We start from the raw sequence: 25,107 nt of genomic DNA on the forward strand, positions 1-25,107 counted from the left end.
TGTGTCTTTTCTTGCGAGCTCAGGCGATACGGCGGATCTTGGCGCCCACGGCCGACAGCTTGTCTTCCATGCGGTCGTAGCCGCGGTCCAGGTGATAGATGCGATCGATCACGGTTTCGCCCTCGGCGACCAGCCCGGCGATCACCAGGCTGGCGGAGGCGCGCAGATCGGTCGCCATCACCTTGGCGCCGGACAGCCGGGGCACGCCGGTGACAACCGCGGTATTGCCTTCGACCGCGATATCGGCGCCCAGCCGGTTGAGCTCCTGCACGTGCATGAAGCGGTTTTCGAAAATCGTTTCGGTAATGCGGGYCACGCCGTTGGCGACACTGTTCAGCGCCATGAACTGCGCCTGCATGTCGGTCGGGAAGGCCGGGTACTCGGAAGTGCGGAAGCTCACCGCCTGCGGGCGCCGGGCCATCTGCAGGCGGATCCAGTCGTCACCGGTTTCGATGGTGGCGCCGGCTTCGCGCAGCTTGTCGAGCACGGTGTCCAGGATGCCCGGCTGCACGCCGCGCAGCACCACATCGCCAAGCGTGGCGGCGGCCGCGCACAGGAAGGTGCCGGCCTCGATGCGGTCGGCGATCACGGCGTGGCTCGCGCCGTGCAGGCGCTCCACGCCCTGCACTACAAGGCGGTCGGTGCCGATGCCTTCGATGCGAGCGCCCATCTTGACCAGCAGGTTGGCAAGATCGGTCACTTCCGGCTCGCGCGCGGCGTTTTCCAGCACGGTTTCGCCGTCGGCCAGGGTAGCGGCCATCAGCAGGTTCTCGGTGCCGGTCACGGTGATCATGTCGGTGACCACGCGCGCACCCTTCAGGCGGCTGGCGCGGGCATGGATAAAGCCGTGTTCGATGCTGATCTCGGCGCCCATGGCCTGCAAGCCCTTGATGTGCTGGTCGACCGGGCGCGCGCCAATGGCGCAGCCGCCGGGCAGCGATACGCGCGCCTCGCCGAAGCGCGCCACCAGCGGACCCAGCACCAGGATCGAGGCGCGCATGGTCTTGACCAGCTCGTAGGGGGCCTCGGGCGAATTCACGTCGGCGCCATTCAGCGTGACGCGCGCGCCGTCCTGCTCCGCCTTCACGCCCATCTGGCGCAGCAGCTTGAGCGTGGTGCGCACGTCCTGCAGGTTGGGCACATTGTCCAGCGTAACGGTATCGGCCGTAAGCAGCCCTGCGCACAGGATCGGCAGCGCAGCGTTCTTGGCGCCGGAGACGCGGATCTCGCCTCGCAGCGGGCCATTGCCCTGGATCTCGAGTTTGTCCATGTTCAGTCGTTTCAGGCCGGCTGCCCAAAGGCGTCCGGCGTCATTCATTTCGCTCCCCGCCTGTGCCTCAAAGCGCACAACCGCGGCATCTGGTACCCGAGGCCGCCGCGTTGCGGGACGACCTGCTTGTCACGTCCGGCCTGTCGGGCGGCCAGCTTGTTGGTCCGTCTTACTTGGCCTGGCCCGCCTGCGCCTGCCACTCGGCCGGCGTCAGCGTCTTCATCGACAGCGCGTGGATCTCGGCGCGCATGCGGTCGCCCAGCGCGGCATAGACCTGCTGGTGCCGCTGGATCAGGCGCTTGCCGTCGAATTCGGCGCTGACGATGGTGGCAAAGAAGTGCTGGCCGTCGCCTTCCACTTCCAGGTGTTCGCAGGAGAGGCCTTGGGCGATGTAGTCCCTGACTTGTTGGGGTGTAGGCAGCATGATTGTCTTTTCGCTTTGTTTCTCTGTGTGTCGCGTCGGTTCGCTTGTGGGTTCGGCGGGGCAGACGCCCCCTCAGTGGCGCAGCTTGTAGCCGCTCTTGAGCAGCTGCAGCGCTATCGCCGCAAGCACCACGAACGCTGTACCTACTACCGCGAGACTGAAGGCCGGCGCCACGTCGGAGACACCGAAAAAGCCGTAGCGGAAGCCGTCGATCATGTAGAAGAACGGGTTCGCGTGCGACACCGCCTGCCAGAAGGGAGGCAACGAGTGGATCGAATAAAACACGCCGGAGAGGAAGGTCGCCGGCATGATCAGGAAGTTCTGGAAGGCCGCGAGCTGGTCGAACTTCTCGGCCCAGATTCCCGCGATCAGCCCCAGCGTGCCAAGAATCGCCGCGCCCAGCAAGGCAAACAGCAGGATCCAGCCGATATTGGCGAAATGCAGGTTGGCGAACCAGGCCGTCACCAGCAGCACGCCCAGGCCCACGGCCAGGCCGCGCACGATGGAAGCCACCACGTAGGCACCAAACATTTCCCAGTGCGACAGCGGCGGCAGCATGATGAACACCAGGTTGCCGGTGATCTTGGACTGGATCAGCGACGACGAGCTATTGGCGAAGGCATTCTGCAGCACGCTCATCATCACCAGCCCCGGCACCAGGAAGGCGGTATAGCTGATCTGGTCGTACACCTTCACGCGGTTTTCCAGCACGTGGCCGAAAATCAGCAGATACAGGATCGCGGTCAGCACCGGCGCCGCCACGGTCTGGAAGCTGACCTTCCAGAAGCGCAGCACTTCCTTGTAAAGAAGGGTGCGGAAGCCCACCAGGCCACCCACCGCCATCGGTGCGAGGTGCGTGTTGATGGCGTCTTGGGTGCCGTCGAATTCGGTTGGCATCTTCATGCTGCGGCCTCCACCGCCGTATCCGGCAGCGCGCCCGGCATGTGGCCTTCGCGCCGCATGATCTGCACGAACACGTCCTCCAGGTCGGCCTTGTTGATTTCCATGTCTTCGATCTCGCAACCGGCCTCGCGGCAGGCGGCCAGGATCGGCTCCACCGCCGGATAACCCGACAGCCGCAGCCGAACCGCGCGCTCGCCGGGGTTGGCGGGCATGCGCAGCGGTTCAAGCGCGGCGGGCAGCGCGCCCCTGGAGAACGTCAGCGCCAGCTGCAGCCCTGCGAATTGGCTCAGCAGGTTGCTGGTGCGGTCCAGCGCCACCACCTCGCCGAACTTGAGCATGGCGATGCGATCGCACAACGCCTCGGCTTCTTCCAGGTAGTGCGTGGTGAGAATGATGGTATGGCCCTCGCGATTCAGCCGCGAGATGAACTTCCACAGGGTCTGGCGCAGTTCCACGTCGACCCCGGCGGTCGGCTCGTCGAGCACGATGACCGGCGGCCGGTGCACCAGGGCCTGGGCCACCAGCACGCGCCGCTTCATGCCGCCGGAAAGCTGGCGCATATTGGCGTCGGCCTTGTTGGTGAGATCCAGGTTGGCCATGATCTCGTCGATCCAGTCGTCGTTGCGGGTCAATCCGAAATAGCCGGACTGCAGGCGCAGCGTCTCGCGCACGGTGAAGAAGGGATCGAAGACCAGCTCCTGCGGGACCACGCCCAGCATGCGCCGCGCCAGGCGGTAATCGGACACCACGTCGTGGCCGAGCACGCTGACGCTGCCGGAATCGGCACGGTTCAGGCCCGCCAGGATGGAGATCAGCGTGGTCTTGCCTGCACCGTTGGGGCCGAGCAGGCCGAAGAATTCGCCGCGCTCGACGGTGAAGCTGACACCCTTCAGCGCTTGCAGGTTGCGGTAGCGCTTGCGAACGTCTTTGAGTTCGATGGCTTTCATGGCCGGATACTGTTTGGCAGGCGCGTCGGCTTTTCAGCCTCGCACGCCGGCCTCCTTGAAATGGCGGGGACCGCCTGGGTGCTTCGACCGTGTCTTGTCCGTGCCTTATATGCCGGAACGGTCGAACAACCCGGAATTATAGGGGATACGGGAGTAGTCCCGCTTTGAGCGCGAGGCGTGGCGCGAGCCATCGCCCGGGCATCGCTGTAGCAAGCGCAGGTCAGCAGCTTGCCACGGATGCCGGTTCAATGTCGGTGGGAAAGGGTGCCTTGCTTGCCCTGGGCACCCGCCTGGGGTACCAGTTGCAGCAGGGATTCGACGCCATACAGGGCGGCCAGCTCGATGACTTGTGCCGGTACGCCAATAATTTCGAGCGACTTGCCGCGGCTGGCGGCGTCACGCTGCCAGGCCAGCAGCACGGCGACAGCTGCCGAATCGACCTGGACCAGGCCGCTGCAGTCAACCCGGGCTTCACCCTGGGCCAGGCGTGCCAGGCCGTCACGCAGCACGGCGGCGGCGTTGCGGTTGGTCAGCGAGGTGTCGAGCGAGAGCATCTGGCAGCGGTCCGGGGATGCGGGTCTGGAAAAAAGCACTCCCGCGGGTGCGGGAGCGCTCATTGTAGATCAGTTCGGCCAGTCACGCTGCGCCGGAGGCGGCGCGACGCGCGGGCCTGCCGGTCAGTTCTTGGCGTTGGCGAGCTGGCGGTTGCGGTCTTGCAGTGTCTTGATCACGCCGTCCACGCCCTGCTGGCCCACGATCGTGTTGAAGCTGCCCTTGTAGGCCTCGGTCAGCCAGGCACCCAGCACATTGATGTCATAGACCTTCCAGCCTTGCGGTGTCTTTTCCAGGCGGTAGTCCAGCTGGATCGGCTCCCCCTTGTTGATGACCTGGGTGCGGATGGTGGCGTCGGTATCCTCCGGGCTGCCGCGGTACGGGCGGAACTGCACGGTCTGGTCGCGAATCTGCGCGATGGCGCCGGAGTAGGTACGGATCAGCAGCGTCTTGAACTCGTCGGCAATCTGCTTTTGCTGCTCCGGCGTAGCCTTGGACCAGTTACGGCCCATGGCGATCTGCGTGGTCTTCTGGAAGTTCGCGTTGGGGAGGATCTTCTGCTCCACCAGCGCGGAGATCTTGGTGATATTCCCGGCCTGCATGTCCTTGTCCGCCTTGACGGAGGCCATCACGTCGCCGACCACGGCCTTGACCAGGCCATCGGGCGTGCTGGCATCCTGCGTTTGGGCATGGGCGGCACCGGCAAAGGCAACCACGGTAAGAAAAGGCAGCAAGAGTCGCTTCAGCATCATTTTGTCCTTATCAATCGAACGCACCGGTCACCGGGCTACGGCAACCTTGCGTGTCCCGGCATCAAGGCCGGTAATGGTCACGCGCCGAGTTGGAGTTCGGGCGAGCCGGGGGAGTTCGCAGCGCCAGGAACTCCGACGCCACATTTACATAATTTGTTGCACCGCTCACAGCCATGACACGCGCGCGGCCAGACATACTCAACGGCCAAAGCGAATGCCGCCCGGCATCTGCACCGGTGGCGTGGGCAGCGTCTGGTTTTCCTGCCTGGTGTCGGACGGCTCGCTTGCCGGCGCGGTGTCGTCGCTCTCCGGCGGGTTGCCATCATAGATCTGGTACTCGCGGCGCTGCAGGTAGGCGTCGCGCAGGAACGCATATTTGTCGAGCGCCGCCATCTCGATCAGGCCGGAGGCGCCGAGCAGCGAGGCCCGGGTGTTGACGACACGCACCCCGAACAGCGAGTTGCGAAGCCAGACGGGATCGAGGTACGCCGACGGATCGATCTGGCGGTCCACCAGCATGCCTGCGGTATCGCGCACCGAACTCGGCCCGAAAAGCGGCAGCACCAGGTAAGGTCCGGCCGGCACGCCCCATACGCCCAGCGTCTGCCCGAAGTCTTCCTTGTATTTGGGCAGCCCGGCAGGGGTAGCGATGTCAATCAGGCCGCCGATACCCAGCACACTGTTCATGGCCACGCGCATGGTGTCTTCCACGGCGCGGGCGGGCTTGCCCTGCAGCAGGTTGTTGACAGCCGAGTAGACGTCGCTGACGTTGGAGAAAGCGTTGTCTATCCCGGTACGGATCGGCGACGGAATGAAGTCAGTGTACAACTCGGCGACCGGGCGCAACACGCCCTTGTCGAAGTCGTCGTTGATCTTGAAGACTTCCCGGTTGAAGGGTTCGAGGGGATCTTTCGGGTTGGCGGTCGGGCCGCTCGCGCAACCTGCCATCAAACCCGCTGCCAACACTGCCAGCAACCAATTTCGCCCCGCGCACCAGCGCGCGGCGGCTCGGTTGCCATTCATTTCAGCCCCCCTGCCGCACCGCTGGCGGCGCCCGCGGCACCCCCGCCAGCGTTGTTGCCGCCGGCACCGGCGTCGGCGGCCTTGTTATACAAGAACTGCCCGATCAGGTTTTCCAGCACCACGGCCGATTGCGTCATTGTGATGCGCGAACCCTCGGCCAGCATGGCGGAATCGCCACCCGCCTCAAGACCCAGGTATTGCTCGCCCAGCAAGCCGGAGGTCAGGATTTTGGCCGAAGTGTCCTTGGGGAACTGGTAGCGCTTTTCCAGGTTGACCGTCACGGTCGCCTGGTAGGTCTTGTCGTCGAAGCGGATGTCGGCCACCCGCCCCACCACCACGCCGGCGCTCTTCACCGGGGCGCGCGGCTTCAGGCCGCCAATATTGTCGAAGCGCGCCTGCACCGAGTAGGTCTCCTGGAACGACAGCGAGCTCATGTTGCCGGCCTTCAGCGCCAGGAACAGCAGTGCCACGAAACCCGCCACAACAAACAGCCCAACCCAGAAATCGAGTGTATTTCTTTTCATCTGCGTCTCTTCTTCAAGTACTCCGGCTCCGACGACCGCACCGGCAGGTCAGCTGAACATCAGCGCAGTCAGCAGGAAATCCAGCGCCAGCACGGCCAGCGAGGCAATCACGACGGTACGCGTGGTGGCGCGCGACACACCTTCCGGCGTGGGCTTGGCCTGATAGCCCTGGTACAGCGCTATAAACGTCACCGCGACGCCAAAAATGAAGCTCTTTATGACGCCGTTCAGCACGTCATTCCGAACGTCAACCCCGTTCTGCATCTGCGACCAGAACGCGCCCGCATCCACGCCGATCATCTGCACGCCGACCACATAGCCGCCGAGGATACCGACGGCACTGAAAATCGCCGCCAGGACCGGCATCGCCACCACGCCAGCCCAGAAGCGCGGCGCGATCACGCGCTGCAGCGGATTGACCGCCATCATTTCCATGGCCGTGAGCTGTTCGCCGGCCTTCATCAGGCCGATTTCGGCCGTGAGCGAGGTACCGGCGCGGCCGGCGAACAACAGCGCCGTCACCACCGGACCCAGTTCGCGCACCAGCGACAGGGCCACGAGCAGGCCGAGTGCCTGCTCGGAACCATAGCGATTTAATGTGTAATAACCCTGCAATCCCAGCACGAAGCCGACAAATAACCCCGATACCGCGATGATCACCAGCGACAGGTTGCCGACGAAGAAAATCTGGTCGCTTACCAGCCGGAAGCGTCGCAGCAGCGCCGGCGACATCGCCAGCACTGTGAAGAACATGCGGGTGGCATGACCGAGGCCGATGACCGACTGCCGCACGGCAGAGCCGATGCTTGTGAAGAACCCTATCATCGCCCCGCCCCGCTCGCGAAGTCCTCGGCCAGCGACGGGCCCGGATAGTGGAAGGGCACTGGCCCGTCGGGCTCGGCGTGGACGAACTGGTGCACGAAGGGATCCGACGAAGCGCGCAGGGCCTCGGGCTCGCCTTCGGCGGCAATGCGGCCGTTGGCGATGAAATAGACGTAGTCGGCGATCAGGAAGGTCTCGTTGACGTCGTGCGACACGATGATGGTGGTGGCGCCAAGCGCGTCATTCAGGCTGCGGATCAGGCGCGCGGTCAGGCCCAGCGAGATCGGGTCGAGTCCCGCGAAGGGCTCGTCATACATCAACAGGGCGGGATCGAGCGCGATCGCGCGCGCCAGTGCAACCCGGCGCGCCATGCCGCCGGAGATCTCCGAGGGCATCAGTTCGCGCGCGCCGCGCAGGCCGACGGCGTTGAGCTTCATCAGCACCAGGTCGCGGATCATCGACTCCGGCAAGTCCGTATGTTCGCGCAACGGGAAGGCAACGTTGTCGAACACGGAGAGATCGGTGAACAAGGCGCCAAACTGGAACAGCATGCCCATCTGGCGCCGCACGGCATAGAGGTCATGGCGGTCCAGGGCGGGAATATTGGCGCCGTTGAAGAGCACTTGTCCCTTCTGCGGGCGGACCTGACCGCCGATCAGGCGCATCACGGTGGTTTTGCCGCAGCCCGAGCCGCCCATGACGGCCACCACCTTGCCGCGCGGGAAGCGCATGCTAAGGCCCGACAGGATAGGCTTGCCATTCGCCGTGTAGGCAAAATCGACAGACTGGAGCTCGACGAGGTTTGAGGCGGAATCGGTCACGTTGGCACCGTGTTAGGCGGTCCGCCATTATAAGGGCTACTACCTAGCGGCGCCCGCGCCAGTGTGCCGCAATCCACATCGATGGATCGCAAATAATTGTTTCATCACATTTGACGTGTGCCGGCGCCAGACCAGGCGCCACCTAGGGTTCGGTTGGCCCGCCCGCCTGCCGAAGAATCACCTGCCACTGGATCGACTCCGAGCGAATCGCTGTGGCGAACGCTTCGGGCGAGTCCCGCAACGGCGTCAGGCCGGCCGCCAGCAAGCGATCCCGGACTTCGCGTTCGCCCATCACCGCGTCCAGTTCGCTGGCGATCCGCGCCACGATGGCATGCGGCGTCTTGGCCGGGGCAATGACGCCATACCAGGCTCCCGCCCCGTAGCCGTCCAGCCCGGATTCCTGCAGGGTGGGCACCGCGGGCGCAACTTGTGAACGCACCACACCAGTCACGCCAAGCAGGCGCAGGTTGCCATTCTTGACGTGTGCCTGTACCGATGCAAACGAGCAAAAACAGGCGCTGATGCGTCCGGCAAGCATCTCTTGCACCACGGCTCCCTCGCCCTTGGCTATAACCAGCGRCACCCCGTTGGGGACGCCGTGCACGGCGTATTGGGCATAGAGGTGCGAAGGGCTACCGGCCTGGCCGGAGCCATAACTGTAGGAGGCGGGGTTGGCATTGACCGCCGTCAGCCATTGCTGCGGCGTGCGCATCGGCAGACGCGCATCGATCACGAGGAACAGCGGCATGGTGGCCACGCGCGCCACCGGCGTGAAGTCGCGCACCACGTCGTAGGGCACGGGCTCCAGGCCGGGCTGGATCAGCATGGTGGCCTGGTGGAACAGCAAGGTATGCCCGTCGGAACTCGCCTTGGCCACCACGTCGCCCGCTGTGGTGCCGCCCGCGCCGGGCCGGTTATCGACATCGACCGGCACGCCGAGGCGTACCGCCAGCCGCTCGGCCAGCAAGCGCGCCACGGCGTCCGGCACGCCGCCGGCGGGAAAGGGCACGATCAGGCGGATCGGCCGGACAGGAAACGATATGGGGCGGGTGAATGCGGTTTGAGTCGGGGTTGCCTGTGGGGTTGCCGGCCGCGCCTGGACGGGGCCGCCGGTGCCGGCCACCAGGCCGGCGAGGCAAAGCAGCGCGAAGACCCGGATCCGGGACGCGACGCGCGATGCCATCCCCTGCCAAGGGAAGCAAAAAACAGGCGAAACAAACAGCGGATGCCTGGCACGCAAGTGGGGCTGCTGACCAGCCGGCTTTGCAGCGGGGTGAAGCAACATCGCCTTACCTCGCCAAAGCCGCGAAAAAATGCGCACTTCGGACATCAATTCCTCCGGGCCACAGGCATTGCCGGTGACATCTCTATCGGCTGAAAAGGGGGTTAGCGAGGCAGTCTTTGATTTAATTGTCAGGTCATTCTACGAAGATTGCCTAGAGCCGCACAGACCACGTTAACCATAGCCGGGACAACCCTGTGGGGAGGGCATGCCGCAGCTTCCCGGCCGGCTCCGGCACACTGACGCATGGCCAGCCTCGAGAGTGGCCGGGCCGTCCGGCAGCACCCTGCTCCGGCGGTTTGCGGCGTGTCGAGTGCGGCATCGCCGTGCCTTCGGCACGCAACGCCCCCTATAATCGCCGGCCATGAGCGAATGCATTCTCCGGCCCATGCGGCCCACCGACCTGCCCGCCGTGCTGGAAATCCAGGCCCAGTGCTATCGCGGCATGCTGCTCGAATCCGGCGCCGCCCTGGCCAGCCGGCTGACGCTGTCGCCGGCCACCTGCTGGGTGGCGGCGCGCGCCGGACGGAACGAGACGCTGGCAGCTTATCTGTTTACCCATATGTGGCCGCAGGACAGCCTGCCACCGCTCGACGGCGTCCTGGAACCTCACTGGGCGTGGAGTGATGAGTCCGGGCGGGCTCCAGCCGAGCCGGCTGCGGCACTCACCTGGTTTGTGCACGATATGGCGGTGGCGCCTGCCGGCCAGGGCAAGGGTCTGGCTCAGGGACTTTACGTAGCCGCCCGCGCGGCGGCGCTGGACGCCGGGCTGCGCTCGTCGCGGCTGGTCGCCGTGCAATCGGCAGCACCGTGGTGGCGCAGACTCGGGTACGAAAAAATTGCCTCGGCTGACGACGCATTCGACGCCAAGCTGTCGGCCTATGGCGCCGACGCCGTGCTGATGGGCCGCGCCCTGCAGCCGGCCTGACCGGACGCCAATAAAAAAAACCCGCCCGGCTTGCGCGGGGCGGGTTTTGCAACGAGAGCAGCGCCTTAGCGCGGCAGCTCGGAGTGTCCCATCAGGAAGGCATCGACCGAACGCGCGGCCTGGCGGCCTTCGCGGATCGCCCACACCACCAGCGACTGGCCGCGGCGCACGTCGCCAGCGGCGAACACCTTGGGCACGTTGGTGTGGTACGCGCGCTCGCCTTCCGTGGCGGCACGGGCGTTCTTGCGAGCGTCGGTGTCCACCCCGAAGGCGCTCAGCAGCGAGCCCACCGGGTTGGTGAAGCCCATCGCCAGCAGTACGAGGTCAGCCTTGAGGATGAACTCGCTGTCCGGCACTTCCTGCATCTTGCCGTCCTTCCACTCGACGCGGCAGGCCTTGAGCGCGGTGATCTTGCCGTTCTCGCCGATGAATTCCTTGGTAGCAACCGACCAGTCGCGATCGCAGCCTTCATCGTGCGACGACGAGGTGCGCAGCTTGATCGGCCAGTACGGCCACACCAGCGGCTTGTTTTCCTCTTCCGGCGGCTGCGGCAGCAGTTCGAACTGGACGACCGATTCGGCGCCGTGGCGGTTCGAGGTGCCCACGCAGTCGGAGCCGGTATCGCCGCCGCCGATCACGATGACGTGCTTGCCTTCGGCACGGATCTCGTTGGGCGCGTCGCCAGCCACTTCCTTGTTCTGCGGGATCAGGAATTCCAGCGCGTAGTGAATACCGGACAGGTCGCGGCCGGGAACCGGCAGATCGCGCGGCACTTCGGAGCCGCCCGCCAGCACGACGGCGTCGAACTGGTCTTGCAGCGCCTGTGCCGAAATGGTCTCACGCGCATAGTTCTTGATGCCGGCCGGCAATTCGCCGTCGGTCACCATCACGCCGGCGCGGAAGGTCACGCCTTCGGCCTGCATCTGCTCCATGCGGCGGTCGATCAGCCACTTTTCCAGCTTGAAGTCGGGGATGCCGTAGCGCAGCAGGCCACCGATGCGATCGTTCTTCTCGAACACCGTCACGTCGTGGCCGGCGCGCGCCAGCTGTTGGGCAACGGCCATGCCGGCGGGGCCGGAACCGACCACCGCAACGGTTTTGCCGGTCTTGTGCTTGGGCGGCTGCGGGGCAACCCAGCCTTCTTCCCAGGCCTTGTCGATGATGGCGTGCTCGATCGACTTGATGCCGACCGGTGCTTCATTGATGCCCAGCGTGCAGGCGGCCTCGCACGGTGCCGGGCAGATGCGGCCCGTGAACTCGGGGAAGTTGTTGGTCTGGTGCAGCACCTCGATGGCCGACTTCCAGTCCTGGCGATACACCAGGTCGTTGAAGTCGGGAATGATGTTATTGACCGGGCAGCCGTTGTTGCAGAACGGAATGCCGCAGTCCATGCAGCGCGCGCCCTGGATCTTCGCTTCGCTGTCGGACAGCGCGAAAACGAATTCCTTGTAGTGCTTCACGCGCTTGGCTACGGGCTCGTAACCTTCATTCTGGCGCGGAAATTCGAGAAAGCCAGTCGCCTTACCCATGTTGCGTCCTTGGTCTTGCTGGGCGGGACCGGCGCTCGCGCCGGTCCCGCTGTGAGGTCAGTATCTTGTGAGGCCGGCGGCGCCGATGCGCCGCCGCTCATGCTTGGTCGGGCTCGCCGCCCGGGCCGGCTTAGGCTGCGATACGGTCGCTATCCTTCGCTTCCTGCTCCTTGGCGTACATTTCGCCCAGCGCGCGCTTGTACTCGGTCGGGAAGACCTTGACGAACTTGCGGCGCGAGGTAGCCCAGTCGGCCAGCAACGCCTTGGCGCGCTCGGAACCCGTGAAGCGGAAGTGCTGCTCGATCAGGCCCTTGAGGATGACTTCGTCGAGCTGGCGCTGGCCGTCCACCTTGTGCCAGGAGGCCGGGGACTGGCCCTTCTCCTGGTCCGCCGCGGCGAGCACCGTTTCCAGTGCCACCATCGAGGTGTTGCAGCGCTTGTCGAACAGGCCGTCCTCGTCATAGACGTAGGCCATGCCGCCCGACATGCCGGCCGCGAAGTTGCGTCCGGTGCCGCCCAGCACCACCACGGTACCGCCGGTCATGTACTCGCAGCCATGGTCGCCGGTGCCTTCCACCACTGCGGACGCGCCCGAGTTGCGCACCGCGAAGCGTTCGCCTGCCACGCCGTTGAAGAAGGCTTCGCCGGCAATCGCGCCGTAAAGCACGGTGTTGCCCACGATGATGTTGCGGGTCGGATCGCCACGAAACTCGTGCGGAGCGCGCACGATCACGCGGCCGCCCGACAGGCCCTTGCCCACGTAGTCGTTGCCGTCGCCCACCAGGTCCAGCGTGATGCCATGCGCCAGGAAGGCGCCGAAGGACTGGCCGGCGGTGCCTTGCAACTGGATGTGGATGGTGTCGTCAGGCAGGCCTTCGTGGCCGTACTGCTTGGCCACCACGCCCGAGAGCATCGCGCCGACGGTGCGGTTGACATTCTTCACCGGCTGGATGAACGACACGCGCTCACCCTTGTCGATGGCCAGGCGGGCCTTGGCGATCAGCACATGGTCGAGCGCCTTGCCGGCTTCGACCGACAGGCCGTGGTCCTGCCCATCGGTGTGGAAACGCGGCAGCTCGGCCGGGAACGGCACCTGGTAGAAGATGCGCGAAAAATCGAGGCCGCGCGCCTTCCAGTGCTCGATGGCCGGCTTGGTGTCGAGCAGGTCGGCACGGCCGATCAGTTCGTCGAAGGTGCGGATACCCAGTTGCGCCATGATCTCGCGGGCTTCCTCGGCAACGAAGAAGAAGAAGTTCACCACATGCTCGGGCTTGCCCTGGAATTTCTTGCGCAGCACCGGATCCTGCGTGGCCACGCCCACCGGGCAGGTGTTCAGGTGGCACTTGCGCATCATGATGCAGCCTTCGGCCACCAGCGGCGCGGTGGCGAAGCCGAACTCGTCAGCGCCCAGCAGCGCGCCGATGACGACGTCGCGGCCAGTCTTCATCTGGCCGTCGGCCTGCACGCGGATGCGGTTGCGCAGACCGTTGAGCATCAGCGTCTGCTGCGTCTCGGACAAGCCGAGCTCCCAAGGCGTGCCGGCGTGCTTGATCGACGACCACGGCGAAGCGCCGGTGCCGCCATCATGGCCGGCGATCACGACGTGATCCGCCTTGGCCTTGGCCACGCCCGCGGCCACGGTGCCCACGCCCACTTCCGACACCAGCTTGACGGAGATATCGGATGCCGGGTTGACGTTCTTCAGGTCGTGGATCAGCTGTGCCAGATCCTCGATCGAGTAGATGTCATGGTGCGGCGGCGGCGAGATCAGGCCAACGCCCGGCACCGAGTAACGCAGCTTGCCGATGTAGTCCGAGACCTTGTGGCCGGGCAGCTGGCCTCCTTCGCCGGGCTTGGCGCCCTGCGCCATCTTGATCTGGATCTGGTCTGCCGAAGCCAGGTACTCGGCGGTCACGCCGAAACGGCCGGAGGCCACCTGCTTGATCTTCGAGCGCAGCGAGTCGCCGGCCTCCAGTTCCAGGTCGCGCACCACGGCTTCGGAGCCCAGCAGGCCCTGCAGGGTGTCGCCCTTCTTGATGGGGATGCCGCGCAGTTCGTTGCGGTAGCGCTTCTCGTCCTCGCCACCTTCGCCGGTGTTGGACTTGCCGCCGATGCGGTTCATCGCCACGGCCAGCGTGGTGTGCGCCTCGGTGGAGATCGAGCCCAGCGACATGGCGCCGGTCGCGAAGCGCTTGACGATGTCCTTGGCCGATTCCACTTCTTCCAGCGGAATGGCGCGCGCCGGATCAACCTTGAACTCGAACAGGCCGCGCAGCGTCATGTGACGGCGGCTCTGGTCGTTGATGATGTTGGCGTATTCCTTGTACGTCTGGTACGCGCCCTTGCCGTCGTCGGCACGCACGGCGTGCTGCAGCTTGGCCACCGAATCCGGGGTCCACATGTGCTCTTCGCCACGCACACGGTAGGCATACTCGCCGCCGGTGTCGAGCATGGTGTCCAGCACCGGGTTGTCGCCAAAGGCGTCCTGGTGCAGGCGCAGCGCTTCCTCGGCCACCTCGAAGATGCCGATGCCTTCGACATTCGATGYGGTACCGTGGAAATACTTCTGCACCAGTTCGCGCGACAGGCCGATGGCTTCGAAGATCTGCGCGCCGGTGTACGACATATAGGTGGAGATGCCCATCTTGGACATCACCTTCTGCAGGCCCTTGCCGACCGCCTTGACGAAGTTCTTGACCGCCTTCTCGGGCGACAGGTCGCCGGACAAGCCTTGCGCCATGTCGGCCAGCGTTTCCATCGCCAGGTACGGGTGCACGGCTTCCGCGCCGTAGCCGGCCAGCAATGCGAAGTGGTGCACTTCGCGCGCCGTGCCGGTTTCCACCACCAGGCCAGCCGAGGTGCGCAGGCCCTTGTCCACCAGGTGGTGATGAATGGCCGACGTGGCCAGCAGCGCGGGAATCGCCACGTGATCCGCATCGACGCGGCGGTCCGACACGATCAGGATGTTGTAGCCCGAACGCACCGCGTCCACGGCTTCCGCACACAGCGAGGCCAGGCGGGCTTCGATGCCTTCCTTGCCCCATGCCTTCGGATAGCAGATGTTCAGCTCGTACGAACGGAACTTGCCGCCGGTGTAGTGCTCGATGTTGCGGATCTTGGCGATGTCCTTGAAGTCCAGCACAGGCTGGGACACTTCGAGGCGCATCGGCGGGTTGATGTTGTTCAGCTCGAGCAGGTTGGGCTTGGGTCCGATGAAGGACACCAGCGACATCACCATGTTCTCGCGGATCGGGTCGATCGGCGGGTTGGTGACCTGGGCGAACAGCTGCTTGAAGTAGTGGTACAGCGTCTTGTTCTTGGACGACAGCACGGCCAGCGGGCTGTCATTGCCCATCGAACCGGTGGCTTCCTCGCCGGCCAGCGCCATCGGCGCCATCAGGAACTTGACGTCTTCCTGGGTGTAGCCGAAGGCTTGCTGGCGATCCAGCAGGCGCGCGTCGGGCTTCTTCTCGGCGGCCACGTCCTCGGGCTTGGCGTCGAGCTCGTCGAGCTTGATGCGCACGGCGTCGATCCAGCTCTTGTAGGGCTTGGCGTTGGCCAGGTTGTCCTTGAGTTCCTTGTCGTCGATGATGCGGCCTTGCTCCATGTCGATCAGGAACATCTTGCCCGGCTGCAGGCGCCACTTTTGCACGATGCGCGACTCGGGGAACGGCAGCACGCCGGCTTCCGACGCCAGCACCACAATGTCGTCCTCGGTCACATAGAAACGCGCCGGGCGCAGGCCGTTACGGTCCAGCGTGGCGCCGATCTGGCGGCCATCGGTGAAGCAGATTGCGGCGGGGCCGTCCCACGGCTCCATCATGGCGGCGTGGTATTCGTAGAAGGCGCGGCGGTTGTCGTCCATCAGCGTGTGCTGTTCCCAGGCTTCCGGGATCATCATCATCATCGCGTGGACGAGCGGGTAGCCCGCCATCGTCAGCAGTTCGAGGCAATTGTCGAACGATGCGGTATCCGACTGGCCGGGGTAGATCAGCGGCCACAGCTTGGGCAGGTCGTCGCCCAGCACCGGCGACGAGATCGCGCCGGTACGTGCGTTGACCCAGTTCACATTGCCCTTGACCGTGTTGATTTCGCCGTTGTGGGCGACCATGCGATACGGGTGGGCCAGTTCCCAGGCCGGGAAGGTGTTGGTGGAGAAGCGCTGGTGCACCAGGGCCAGCGCCGACACGGCACGCGGGTCCTGCAGGTCGAGATAGTATTCGCCGACCTGGTTGGCCAGCAGCAGACCCTTGTACACCACCGTGCGCGCCGACATCGACGGCACGAAGTATTCCTTGCCGTGCTTGAGCTTGAGCGCCTGGATGGCGTGGCTGGCGGTCTTGCGGATCACATAGAGCTTACGTTCCAGTGCGTCCGTGGTCATGATGTCGCGGCCGCGACCGATGAAAATCTGGCGGATCACCGGCTCGGTGGTGCGCACCGTCGGCGACATCGGCATGGCGGCATCCACCGGCACATCGCGCCAGCCCAGCACGACCTGGCCTTCCAGGCGCACGGTGCGCTCGAGCTCTTGCTCGCAAGCCAGGCGGGATGCGTGTTCCTTCGGCAGGAAGATCATGCCCACGCCGTACTCGCCGGACGGCGGCAGGGTCACGCCCTGCTTGGCCATTTCCTCGCGGTAGAACTGGTCCGGGATCTGGATCAGGATACCGGCACCGTCGCCCATCAGCGCATCGGCGCCAACCGCGCCCCGGTGGTCCAGGTTTTCCAGGATCTTCAGGCCTTGCTGGACGATCTCGTGGCTCTTCTTGCCCTTGATGTGGGCGACCATGCCGACGCCGCAGGCATCTTTTTCATTGGCGGGGTCGTACATGCCCTGGGCTTGGGGACGCGAGGCAGGCGCGTACGCGGCGGCAGACTCTGCGGCCTGCGCTTGGGCCATCGTTGGCTTCGATTGGGATTGCGATTGGTCCACGGGCTTGATTCCGGTGAGGGCTGCGCAGCCAGCAAGGCAGACCGGAACGGGAACCGCACTCTTCCACCGGGGCCGGTCGTAAACCGGGATCGGGGCAACGAGAGAGACAGCGGGGCCGCAGCGGCGTACACAGGCGTGACGCGCCGCACAATGAATGTGGGTGGAGGAACTATAAAAGAATCGTACCCGTCCCGCAAAATTTTTAAATGGGGTCAGAACATAATTAATCTCGCACCACTTCAGGGATGGTCTTTATTTGGGGACAGATTAATCCTGGTGCATTGCAACGACGATTTGTGATGCGCTGTTGCTGTAGGTGATGACTCCGCCGCACGTGGCGGCGGCCGACCTTAGATCGAGTCCGGCTCTGCCTCCCTGGCGGCCGCCGAGCGGCCCACCGGCCTTCCCTTGGGCAACTGATGCACGCGCCGCCCACCCTGGCGCTCCAGTTGGGCGAGGAAGGCCGCATCGCCCAGGGGCCAGCCGCTATGCGCATGGCTGCGCAGCGTGGCCAGCGTCATCGAGGACAAGCCCTCGGCAGTCACGGAGCGGTAATTCGACTGGCGCTCGAATGGCGTATTGCCCAGCGCCCAGTATGCAGAGTGATCGCTCACAAATGGGCTGGCTTCGATGCCGGCGTGGTGGCGATAGCTGCTCCAGCGGTCACCTTCGGGCGAACTCACTTCGCCCGCGCGCACGGCGTTACCCTCCACATACAGCATCGCGGGCAACATCCAGGCCGCGGGATCGAACACCGCCGAACGGAAGCGGCCATCCCACAGCGTGCCCGTGCGGCCGGCAACCCGGTTGAAATGGCGCGCGTAGCGGCGCCCGACCGCCTGCATGGTCAGGCTGAGCGAGTCGGCATGGCGAGGGGTTGCCACGAGGTGAACATGATTTGGCCGCAAGGCGTAGGCGTGGATCGCCAGATCGTGCTCGCGCGCGGCCATCCGCAGGCAGTCGAGGTAGTGCGGGCGATCGTCGGCGCCAAGGAAGATCGGCTGGCGATTGTTGCCGCGTTGCAACACAAGCGCCGGCAGCGACGCCGGGGAAAAACGAGGAAGTCGGGCCATGGTGAGCGAGGAGAATCGGTGACCAGCGATCACCGGATGAATGGCTCAAGCGGATGCCATACCCGATGATAGCCTAGTCGCCGCCTGATCCGTCCCCAATTTCCCCGCCGTTTATGGCTGCCTAGTTCCCCTCGTCAACCGCAAAAATGCGGCGGTGCTCGCGAATCGCATAGCGGTCGGTCATGCCGGCGATGTAATGCGAGATCAGGCGAGACTGGTCGCGCCCCTGCCCGGCCTGGTACTGCGGCGGCAACAGGCGCGGATCCGCCATGAAGGCGTCGAACAGGTCGGTGATGATGCGGTGCGCCTTGGAGGACATGCGCATCACGAGGTAGTGGCGGTACAGATGGCGGAACAGGAAACGCTTGAGCGCCGCCGCTTCCTCGCGCACTGCCGGGCTGAAGGCCACCAGCGGGCCGGCGGCCCTTACCGCGTCAATGTTGCGCGGGTTGGCGGCGGCAATATTCTGGCTGGTGGTTTCGATCAGGTCGACGATCAGGGTGTTGATCATGCGCCGGACCGTTTCGTTAATGACGCGCCGCCCGTTGATGCCGGGAAACGCCGCCATCGCCTCGGCCCGGTGGCGCCCCCACATCGGTACTTCGTCCATCTGCTCGAGCGTGAGCAGGCCGGAGCGCAGGCCGTCGTCGATATCGTGGTTGTTGTAGGCGATCTCATCGGCCAGGTTGGCCAGTTGCGCCTCCAGCGAAGGCTGGGTGCCCTCCAGGAAACGCCGGCCCAGTTCGCCCAGCGCCGAGGCATTGACGCGCGAGCAGTGCTTGAGCACGCCCTCGCGGGTCTCGAAGGTCAGGTTTAGCCCGTTGAACCCGCCATAGCGCTCTTCCAACTCGTCCACCACCAGCAGGCTCTGCAGGTTGTGTTCGAAGCCGCCATGGTTCTTCATGCAATTGTTCAGTGCGTCCTGGCCGGCATGGCCGAAAGGCGTGTGCCCCAGGTCATGCGCCAGCGAGATGGCCTCGACCAGGTCTTCGTTCAGGCGCAGGTTGCGCGCAATCGAGCGGGCGATCTGCGCGACTTCCAGGCTATGGGTTAGCCGGGTACGGAACAGATCACCCTCATGGTTGACGAAGACCTGCGTCTTGTACTCGAGCCGCCGGAAGGCTGTGCTGTGGATAACGCGGTCGCGGTCGCGCTGGAACTCCGTGCGCGAAGACGAAGCCGCTTCGAGATGCGCCCGCCCAAGGGTCTGCGCGGAGCGGGCGGCATAGGGAGCGAGGTGGCTTTCGAGGTCGGTCATGCGGCAATCCGGTCAGGCATCCGGCCGGGCGGCTACGCGCCGTCCGGCCGGGGTTGCAAGGCACAACCGATCGCGTCAGGCGACCGGCGCCTCGGTAGGCGGCCTGAGCACCGCGTGCTGCAGCGTAGCGCGCAGGTCAGGATCCGGCACGGTGGTAATGAAGGCTTCGCCAAGCTTCCTCAGCAGGATGAACTTGATGCTGCCAGCTTCCGCCTTCTTGTCCACTTTCATCAGTTCGATGTAGCGGTCGGTGCCGAGTTCCGGCGCCACCACCGGCAGCATTGCGGCGCGCGTGAGCTGCACTACGCGGGCGCGCGTTTCGGTGTCGATAAAGCCGAGCCGGTGCGACAGGTCCGCCGCCATCACCATGCCGCACCCCACCGCCTCGCCATGCAGCCACTCGCCGTAGCCCAGGCCTGCCTCAATGGCATGGCCGAAGGTGTGGCCGAAATTGAGCATGGCGCGCAGGCCGCCCTCGCGTTCGTCCTGGGCCACCACCGCGGCCTTGATCTCGCAGGAACGCTTCACCGCCAGCGCCATGGTGTCCGGGTCGCAGGCATTGAGCGCGCGGATATTACGTTCGATCCAGCCGAAGTACTCGGCATCGGCCATCGCGCCGTGCTTGATCACCTCGGCCAAGCCGGCCGCCAGTTCGCGCGCGGGCAGCGTACGCAGCGTGTCGATATCGGCGATCACCGCGTTGGGCTGGTGGAAGGCGCCGATCATGTTCTTGCCCAGCGGGTGGTTGATGCCGGTCTTGCCGCCCACCGAGGAATCCACCTGGGCCAGCAACGTGGTGGGCACCTGCACGAAAGGCACGCCACGCATGTAGCAGGCCGCGGCAAACCCGGTCATATCGCCCACCACGCCGCCGCCAAGGGCGATCAGCGTGGTCTTGCGGTCGGCACCCGCCGTCAGCAGCGCGTCGAAGATCAGGTTGAGCGTTTCCCACTGCTTGAAGGCTTCGCCGTCGGGCAGGGTGACGGTGCGCACGGTCTTGCCAAGCGCCGCCAGGGTGGCCTCGACCCGGGCGGCGTAAAGCGGCCCCACCGTCTCATTGGTGACGATAACAGCGTGCTGGCCACGTACATGGGGACGGAACAATTCGACCTGATCGAGCAGGCCGGTACCGATGTGGATGGGGTAGCTGCGCTCCCCAAGGCTGACTTCAAGGGTGATCATCGTGTTTCTGGTCCTGCGCCGGAAGATTGTCCGCGCACGCGCCGTCGCCCTCTTCGGGCTCCTCGGCGGCAACGGCAAAACCGGCCATCTCAAGTTGCATCAACACCATATTAGCAAGCTGCGCCACCGAAGGCTTGCCGGTTTCGATGATGAAATCCGCCACCTCGCGGTAAAGCGGGTCGCGCTCGCCATAGAGCGCTTCAAGCCGCCCCTTGGGGTCTTCGGTCTGCAGCAGCGGGCGATTGCGGTCGTGCCTGGTGCGCAGCCACAGGTCGTGCGGGCTGGCGCGCAGGTAGACCACGGTGCCGCGAGCCTTCAGGTGGGCGCGGTTCTCGGGCCGCAGCACCGCGCCGCCGCCGGTCGCCAGCACAATGCCGTGCCGCTGGGTCAGCTCGTCGATCATCAACGCCTCGCGGTCCCGGAAGCCGGACTCGCCCTCATGCTCGAAGATGATCGGAATACGCACGCCGCAACGCGCCTCGAGTTCGTGGTCCGAATCGAAGAACGGGTAGTTCAGGCGCCGGGCCACGGTGCGGCCAACGGTGGTCTTGCCGGCACCCATCAGGCCAACAAAGAAAAGGTTCGGGCGGGTGAATGTCACTGGCGTGTCGGGCGGGAGCCGGGTCTCTGGCCGGTCCTCGCGGTAGGAAACTGCATCATCTTCTTATGTTGGGGCGCTGCGGGCAAGTGGCGCGGCGCAATCGGCACAAGGCAACCCGCCTCGCGACCCGCCTTGCGCGCCTGCCATGCACCCTCGCGCCTGCTCGCCCGCCTGGGCAATAAAAAAGCCGCATCGGATCGATGCGGCCTGTCAGTCTACTGCATCCGGCGCGGCCGGGGCTATTTCAGCGACATGCTGTCGTTCAGCACGCGCGGCGTCAGGAACACCAGCAACTCGGTCCGGTTATTGACCTTGGCATTGTCCTTGAAGAAGTTGCCGAGTATCGGGATGTCGCCCAGCAGGGGCACCTTGTTCACATTGTTGGACTCGGTCTGGCTGTAAATGCCGCCGATCACCACGGTGCCGCCGTTCTCGACCAGCACCTGCGTCTGCACGTGCTTGGTGTCGATGGCGAAGCCCGACGTGGTCTGGATACCCACGCTGTCCTTGTTGACGTCGACGTCCAGCAGGACATTGCCTTCCGGCGTGATCTGCGGCGTCACTTCCAGCTTCAGGTTGGCTTTGCGGAACTGCACCGAGGTGGCGCCGCTGGAAGTGGCGGCCTGGTAGGGCAGTTCCGTGCCTTGCTCGATCAGTGCCTTGATATTGTTGGCGGTGACCACGCGCGGGCTGGAAATGATCTTGCCCCGCCCGTCGGCCTCAAGCGCCGACAGCTCCAGCGCCAGGAAACGGCCGGCCGTGTTGCTGAACAAGCTGACCGCGACCGAGCCCGGATTGACGCCGTTGATCGCTGCGGCCGGCAGGCTCAGTGCCGGGCTGCTATCCCAGGTGCCACCCGTGAGCGGGTTCGTGATCGGGCTGACCACATTGGTGTAGTTGTTGCCGTAGCCGGCGCCAGCCGTCTTGGAGGCAAAGCCCAGCCTGACGCCCAGGTTGCGGCTGAAAGTGTCATTGGCCTCGACGATGCGCGCCTCGATGATCACCTGGCGCACCGGAATGTCGATCTTGCCGAGGAAGCTCTGCACCTCTTCCAGCTTGGTCGCGATATCTGACACGAATAGCTGGTTGGTACGGGGATCGGCTGTCAGCGAGCCGCGCTTGGACAGCATGCGCGTGTTGCTGGCCGCCGCGCCGCCCACTCCACCCACCCCGCCGATCGCACCCGCGCCGCCCAGCGCCCCGCCACCGACGCCGCCCGCGGCCAGCCCGAGCAGCATGCGCCGCACGTCCTCGGCGCGCTGGTAGTTGAGCTGGAACACCTGGCTGCGGATCGGCTCGAGGTCGTTGATCTGCTGCTGCGATTCGAGCTCGAGTTTTTCCTTGGTGGCCAGCTCCGCCTTGGGCGCAACCAGCAGCACATTGCCATTGCGGCGCGAGGCCAAGCCCTTGGCGTCGAGCACAATCTGCAGCGCCTGGTCCCACGGCACATCCTTCAGGCGCAGCGTCAGATTGCCCTGCACGCTTTCGCTGGTGATGATGTTGAGGTTGGTGAAATCGGCAAACACCTGCAGCAGCGAGCGGATGTCGATGTTCTGGAAGTTCAGCGAGAGCCGGTCGCCGCGGAAGCCCGCGCCGCTGATCAGCTTGGCCGGATCTTCCTTGACCGGGCGCACCTCCACCACGAACTGCGTATCGGTCTGGTAGGAACTGTATTCCCAGTTTCCGCGCGGCTCGATGGTGAGGCGGGTGTTGCCGCTGTTTTCGCTCGCCCGCATGCCCTGCACGGGGGTGCCGAAGTCGGTCACGTCATAGCGCCGCCGCAGGCTGTCGGGCAATGTCGTATTGAGGAAATCGACCACGACGTTCTGGCCCTGCTGCGCGATATTGATGCCGGAATCCCGCGACGACAGGTCCACCACGATCCTGCCCGCGCCATCCTGGCCACGGCGGAAGTCGATATTGCGCACGGTCGACCGGTTCGACGGCGCCAGCGGCGCTTGCGCCGAACTTGGGGCGAACGTCGGCACCGCCGCCCGTGCCGTCTGGGCAACGTTGTCGAGCATCACCACGAACAGGTTGCCGCGCACTTCGGTACGATAGGTCGCCACGCGGGTCAGGTCGAGGACGACGCGGGTGCGGTCGCCGATCTGCACCACGTTGGCGCTCTTGAGCAACTTGCCGCCGAGGTCGTACTGGGCCCGTCCGGCCGCAAAGCCGGTATCGATGAAATCGATGGCGAGCTTGGGCGGGTTCTGCGTAGTGAAGTCGGCCGGCTTCTGCGATGGCGGCCCCTGCAGCTCGACTGTGAAGACAGTCTGCTCGCCCACCGTCGTGGCATCGACGCGCTTGACCGCATTGCCCGTTGTCGATTGCGCCTGCGCAGCCGGCGCGCCCAATACCAGCACCATCACCGCGGCGCCAGCAAGCGCGCGGTACCAACGACCGATGATCATGCCGACCCCTCCAGCTTCAGGCTGGTGATTTTCTCTTTCCACTCGGCTACCCCTTCCCGGACCAATTCGCGCAACACGATCTCCTGATCGCTGATGCGGACCACCCGGCCGTAGTTCTGGCCGAGATACTGACCCACCTTGACGTGGTGGATCTTGTTATCTACCTGCACGACGCCGTAGGTCTCGCCGCTCTTCTTCATGGCGCCCAGCATCTTGAAGTTCTCCAGCGGGTAATCCTCCAGCGGCTCTCGCCGCCGCCCGGACTCCGGCGATTCGGACAGCACACGGTTAAGGTCGCCGATCTTGTTCTGGGCAAACGGCTCAGGCGCGCTGCGCGCCGCGTACTCGCGCGGCGCATAGGGCTTGGGCTCGGGCAACGGGGCCGGCGGCGGCACCTTGGCCGCCTGGGCTTGCGCCATCCACTGGCGCAGGCTGTCTTCCTCGCTGCCGCCGCAGGCCGCCAGCAACGCGGCGCCAATCAGCGCGCAAGCGCAGGCACGCAGGCCCGGGGCCTGGATCACAGGCATCATTTCTTCACTCCCGCAGCCGTCTTGGCCGCCGCGGCTTCCGCCTTGCGCTGTGCCGCCTGTTCATCGGGATCAAGCGCGCGATAGGCCATCGCCACGGCTTCCATCGCCAGGCCACCATCCTTGCCGGTAGTGAACTGCAACCCTTGCATTGACACGATGCGGGAAAGCGCAGCCACGTCGGCATTGAACTGCGCCACGTCGTGATAGCGCCCGGTGACTTTCAGGTTGACCGGGATCTCGGCAAAGTAGGGCTTCATCACGGCGGCCTGCGGCTTGAACAGCTCGAACTGCAGGCCACGCGCCACGCCGGCGTGATTGACGTCGGCCAGCAGTGCATCCATCTCCGTCTTGTTGGGCAACTGGCGCTCGACCAGGGCCACGCGCTGCTCCACTTCCGCCTTCTGCTTGCGCAGCGCGTCCAGGTTGGCCACCTGCGCCACCTTGCTCAGGTAGGACTGCTTCAGGCTGTCCTGCTCGATATGTTTGCGATCGAGGTCGTCGAGCTTGCCGCTCCAGTAGAACTGCCAGCCCAGCACCAGCACCAGCACCGCCGCCAGCACGGCGAACAGCAGGCGCGGGGCGGTTGGCCAGGTTTCCGGCTCATTGAGGTTGAGGCCACGGAACTGCGCGCCGAGGTCGTTCAGCGTGGCCATCGAGATTTCGATATCACGTGCCATGGTCAGCCCTTTCCGCCAACGACGGCGCTTGCGGCCGCCGGCCCGGATTTGCCCTTCTTGCCGTCGTCCGGCACTTCAGCCGCACGGTAGGCGAAACGCATCGAGAAATCGAACAGGCGGCGCTGCTCACGCAGATTATTGGTCATCATCACGGCCTTGGATTCGACCAGTTCGGCCTTGTCCAGCCACTGCACCTGGCTGAGGTTGCGCAGCAGCTCCGAGACGCGCTCGTTCGACTGCGCGACGCCGCTCACGGTGAACGACTCGCCGGTCTGCTTGAGCGTGGTCAGGTAGACGCCTTCGGGTACCTGCCGCACCAGTTCCTCCAGCAGTTGCACGGGACGGTTGCGCTCGTTCTGCAGGCCTTCGATGGCCTTCTGCCGCTGCAGCAGGCCTTCGATGTCCTTGCGCAGCGTATTGACCTCTCGGATCTGCCCGTCCATGCGGCTGTTCTCGGCGGTGAGCACCTGGTTCAAGCTGGCAACGGCATCGATGCGGTGATCGATGTACATGCCGCCCAGCAGCACCACCAGCGCGCCGGCGCCGGCGGCCCCGCCCAACAGGGTGTAGACCTTCTTGCGCCGCGATGCCTTGCGGGCTTCGTGGTAAGGCAGCAGATTGACTGTCGGGATCGTATTGGTAGGCATGCGGCTTCCTCG

At 65.1% G+C, this 25,107-nt stretch carries 22 protein-coding genes; 1 reads left to right on the plus strand and 21 read right to left on the minus strand.

Features of this window, described 5'->3' with window-relative positions:
* Positions 1-19 precede the first annotated feature (19 nt).
* The 11 genes from murA to AC1DN0_RS11355 form a co-directional block, all read right to left on the minus strand.
* Positions 20-1,270 (minus strand): UDP-N-acetylglucosamine 1-carboxyvinyltransferase, encoded by a 1,251-nt coding sequence (murA, locus tag AC1DN0_RS11305; protein WP_477145722.1) that lies wholly within the window; start codon positions 1,268-1,270, stop codon positions 20-22.
* A gap of 169 nt (positions 1,271-1,439) precedes the next feature.
* The gene (locus AC1DN0_RS11310; protein WP_045238801.1) at positions 1,440-1,694 is read right to left on the minus strand and encodes a BolA family protein; all 255 of its coding nucleotides are present in this window, start codon (positions 1,692-1,694) and stop codon (positions 1,440-1,442) included.
* 72 nt (positions 1,695-1,766) lie between these two features.
* Complete coding sequence (locus tag AC1DN0_RS11315; protein WP_152561906.1) at positions 1,767-2,537, minus strand: ABC transporter permease; 771 nt, start codon at positions 2,535-2,537, stop codon at positions 1,767-1,769.
* Between the two features lie 56 nt (positions 2,538-2,593).
* Positions 2,594-3,544 carry an ABC transporter ATP-binding protein gene (locus AC1DN0_RS11320; RefSeq protein ID WP_441628868.1) on the minus strand — a complete coding sequence of 317 codons (951 nt, stop codon included), beginning with the start codon at positions 3,542-3,544 and terminating at the stop codon, positions 2,594-2,596.
* A 245-nt stretch (positions 3,545-3,789) separates the two neighbouring features.
* Positions 3,790-4,098 carry an STAS domain-containing protein gene (locus AC1DN0_RS11325; RefSeq protein WP_441628866.1) on the minus strand — a complete coding sequence of 103 codons (309 nt, stop codon included), beginning with the start codon at positions 4,096-4,098 and terminating at the stop codon, positions 3,790-3,792.
* Between the two features lie 123 nt (positions 4,099-4,221).
* Positions 4,222-4,845 (minus strand): MlaC/ttg2D family ABC transporter substrate-binding protein, encoded by a 624-nt coding sequence (locus tag AC1DN0_RS11330; protein WP_035870800.1) that lies wholly within the window; start codon positions 4,843-4,845, stop codon positions 4,222-4,224.
* Between the two features lie 201 nt (positions 4,846-5,046).
* Complete coding sequence (locus AC1DN0_RS11335) at positions 5,047-5,871, minus strand: MlaA family lipoprotein (protein WP_441628864.1); 825 nt, start codon at positions 5,869-5,871, stop codon at positions 5,047-5,049.
* Positions 5,868-6,395 carry an outer membrane lipid asymmetry maintenance protein MlaD gene (gene mlaD, locus AC1DN0_RS11340; RefSeq protein WP_045238797.1) on the minus strand — a complete coding sequence of 176 codons (528 nt, stop codon included), beginning with the start codon at positions 6,393-6,395 and terminating at the stop codon, positions 5,868-5,870. Before mlaD ends, AC1DN0_RS11335 begins: the two co-directional genes overlap by 4 nt.
* A 48-nt stretch (positions 6,396-6,443) precedes the next feature.
* Positions 6,444-7,220 carry a lipid asymmetry maintenance ABC transporter permease subunit MlaE gene (gene mlaE / locus AC1DN0_RS11345; RefSeq protein ID WP_045238796.1) on the minus strand — a complete coding sequence of 259 codons (777 nt, stop codon included), beginning with the start codon at positions 7,218-7,220 and terminating at the stop codon, positions 6,444-6,446.
* Complete coding sequence (locus AC1DN0_RS11350; protein ID WP_441628861.1) at positions 7,217-8,038, minus strand: ABC transporter ATP-binding protein; 822 nt, start codon at positions 8,036-8,038, stop codon at positions 7,217-7,219. Before AC1DN0_RS11350 ends, mlaE begins: the two co-directional genes overlap by 4 nt.
* 142 nt (positions 8,039-8,180) lie before the next feature.
* On the minus strand, positions 8,181-9,368 hold the full coding sequence (locus tag AC1DN0_RS11355; protein ID WP_477145723.1) for a Bug family tripartite tricarboxylate transporter substrate binding protein: 1,188 nt from the start codon (positions 9,366-9,368) through the stop codon (positions 8,181-8,183).
* A 316-nt stretch (positions 9,369-9,684) separates the two neighbouring features.
* Between AC1DN0_RS11355 and AC1DN0_RS11360 the strand changes: the two genes are divergently transcribed.
* Positions 9,685-10,248, plus strand: a complete 564-nt coding sequence (locus AC1DN0_RS11360) for a GNAT family N-acetyltransferase (RefSeq protein WP_441628857.1) — start codon at positions 9,685-9,687, stop codon at positions 10,246-10,248.
* Between the two features lie 65 nt (positions 10,249-10,313).
* Here AC1DN0_RS11360 and AC1DN0_RS11365 read toward each other — a convergent pair whose 3' ends face one another.
* The 10 genes from AC1DN0_RS11365 to AC1DN0_RS11410 form a co-directional block, all read right to left on the minus strand.
* Entirely contained in the window at positions 10,314-11,777 is a 1,464-nt protein-coding gene (locus AC1DN0_RS11365; protein ID WP_276286475.1) for a glutamate synthase subunit beta, read from the minus strand.
* 130 nt (positions 11,778-11,907) lie between these two features.
* Positions 11,908-16,680, minus strand: coding sequence for a glutamate synthase-related protein (locus AC1DN0_RS11370; protein ID WP_477145724.1), 4,773 nt, complete (start codon positions 16,678-16,680; stop codon positions 11,908-11,910).
* Positions 16,681-17,063: 383 nt separating this feature from the next.
* A complete protein-coding gene (locus AC1DN0_RS11375) occupies positions 17,064-17,786 on the minus strand; it encodes a transposase (RefSeq protein WP_276286477.1) in 723 nt (240 codons plus the stop codon).
* Between the two features lie 121 nt (positions 17,787-17,907).
* Positions 17,908-19,044: a deoxyguanosinetriphosphate triphosphohydrolase gene (locus tag AC1DN0_RS11380; protein WP_035870705.1), complete on the minus strand. Its 1,137-nt coding sequence runs from the start codon at positions 19,042-19,044 to the stop codon at positions 17,908-17,910.
* A gap of 75 nt (positions 19,045-19,119) precedes the next feature.
* Positions 19,120-20,226, minus strand: coding sequence for a 3-dehydroquinate synthase (aroB, locus tag AC1DN0_RS11385; RefSeq protein ID WP_441628852.1), 1,107 nt, complete (start codon positions 20,224-20,226; stop codon positions 19,120-19,122).
* Positions 20,213-20,788 (minus strand): shikimate kinase, encoded by a 576-nt coding sequence (locus AC1DN0_RS11390; RefSeq protein ID WP_430869761.1) that lies wholly within the window; start codon positions 20,786-20,788, stop codon positions 20,213-20,215. Before AC1DN0_RS11390 ends, aroB begins: the two co-directional genes overlap by 14 nt.
* A 278-nt stretch (positions 20,789-21,066) precedes the next feature.
* The gene (locus AC1DN0_RS11395; protein ID WP_477102477.1) at positions 21,067-23,241 is read right to left on the minus strand and encodes a type IV pilus secretin PilQ; all 2,175 of its coding nucleotides are present in this window, start codon (positions 23,239-23,241) and stop codon (positions 21,067-21,069) included.
* Positions 23,238-23,768 (minus strand): pilus assembly protein PilP, encoded by a 531-nt coding sequence (locus tag AC1DN0_RS11400; RefSeq protein ID WP_441632752.1) that lies wholly within the window; start codon positions 23,766-23,768, stop codon positions 23,238-23,240. Before AC1DN0_RS11400 ends, AC1DN0_RS11395 begins: the two co-directional genes overlap by 4 nt.
* Positions 23,768-24,448 (minus strand): type IV pilus inner membrane component PilO, encoded by a 681-nt coding sequence (locus AC1DN0_RS11405; RefSeq protein ID WP_441632699.1) that lies wholly within the window; start codon positions 24,446-24,448, stop codon positions 23,768-23,770. Before AC1DN0_RS11405 ends, AC1DN0_RS11400 begins: the two co-directional genes overlap by 1 nt.
* Positions 24,449-24,450: 2 nt before the next feature.
* A complete protein-coding gene (locus tag AC1DN0_RS11410) occupies positions 24,451-25,095 on the minus strand; it encodes a PilN domain-containing protein (RefSeq protein WP_441632701.1) in 645 nt (214 codons plus the stop codon).
* Between the last annotated feature and the right edge of the window lie 12 nt (positions 25,096-25,107).

The organism is Cupriavidus sp. 05N39, from assembly GCF_056397325.1.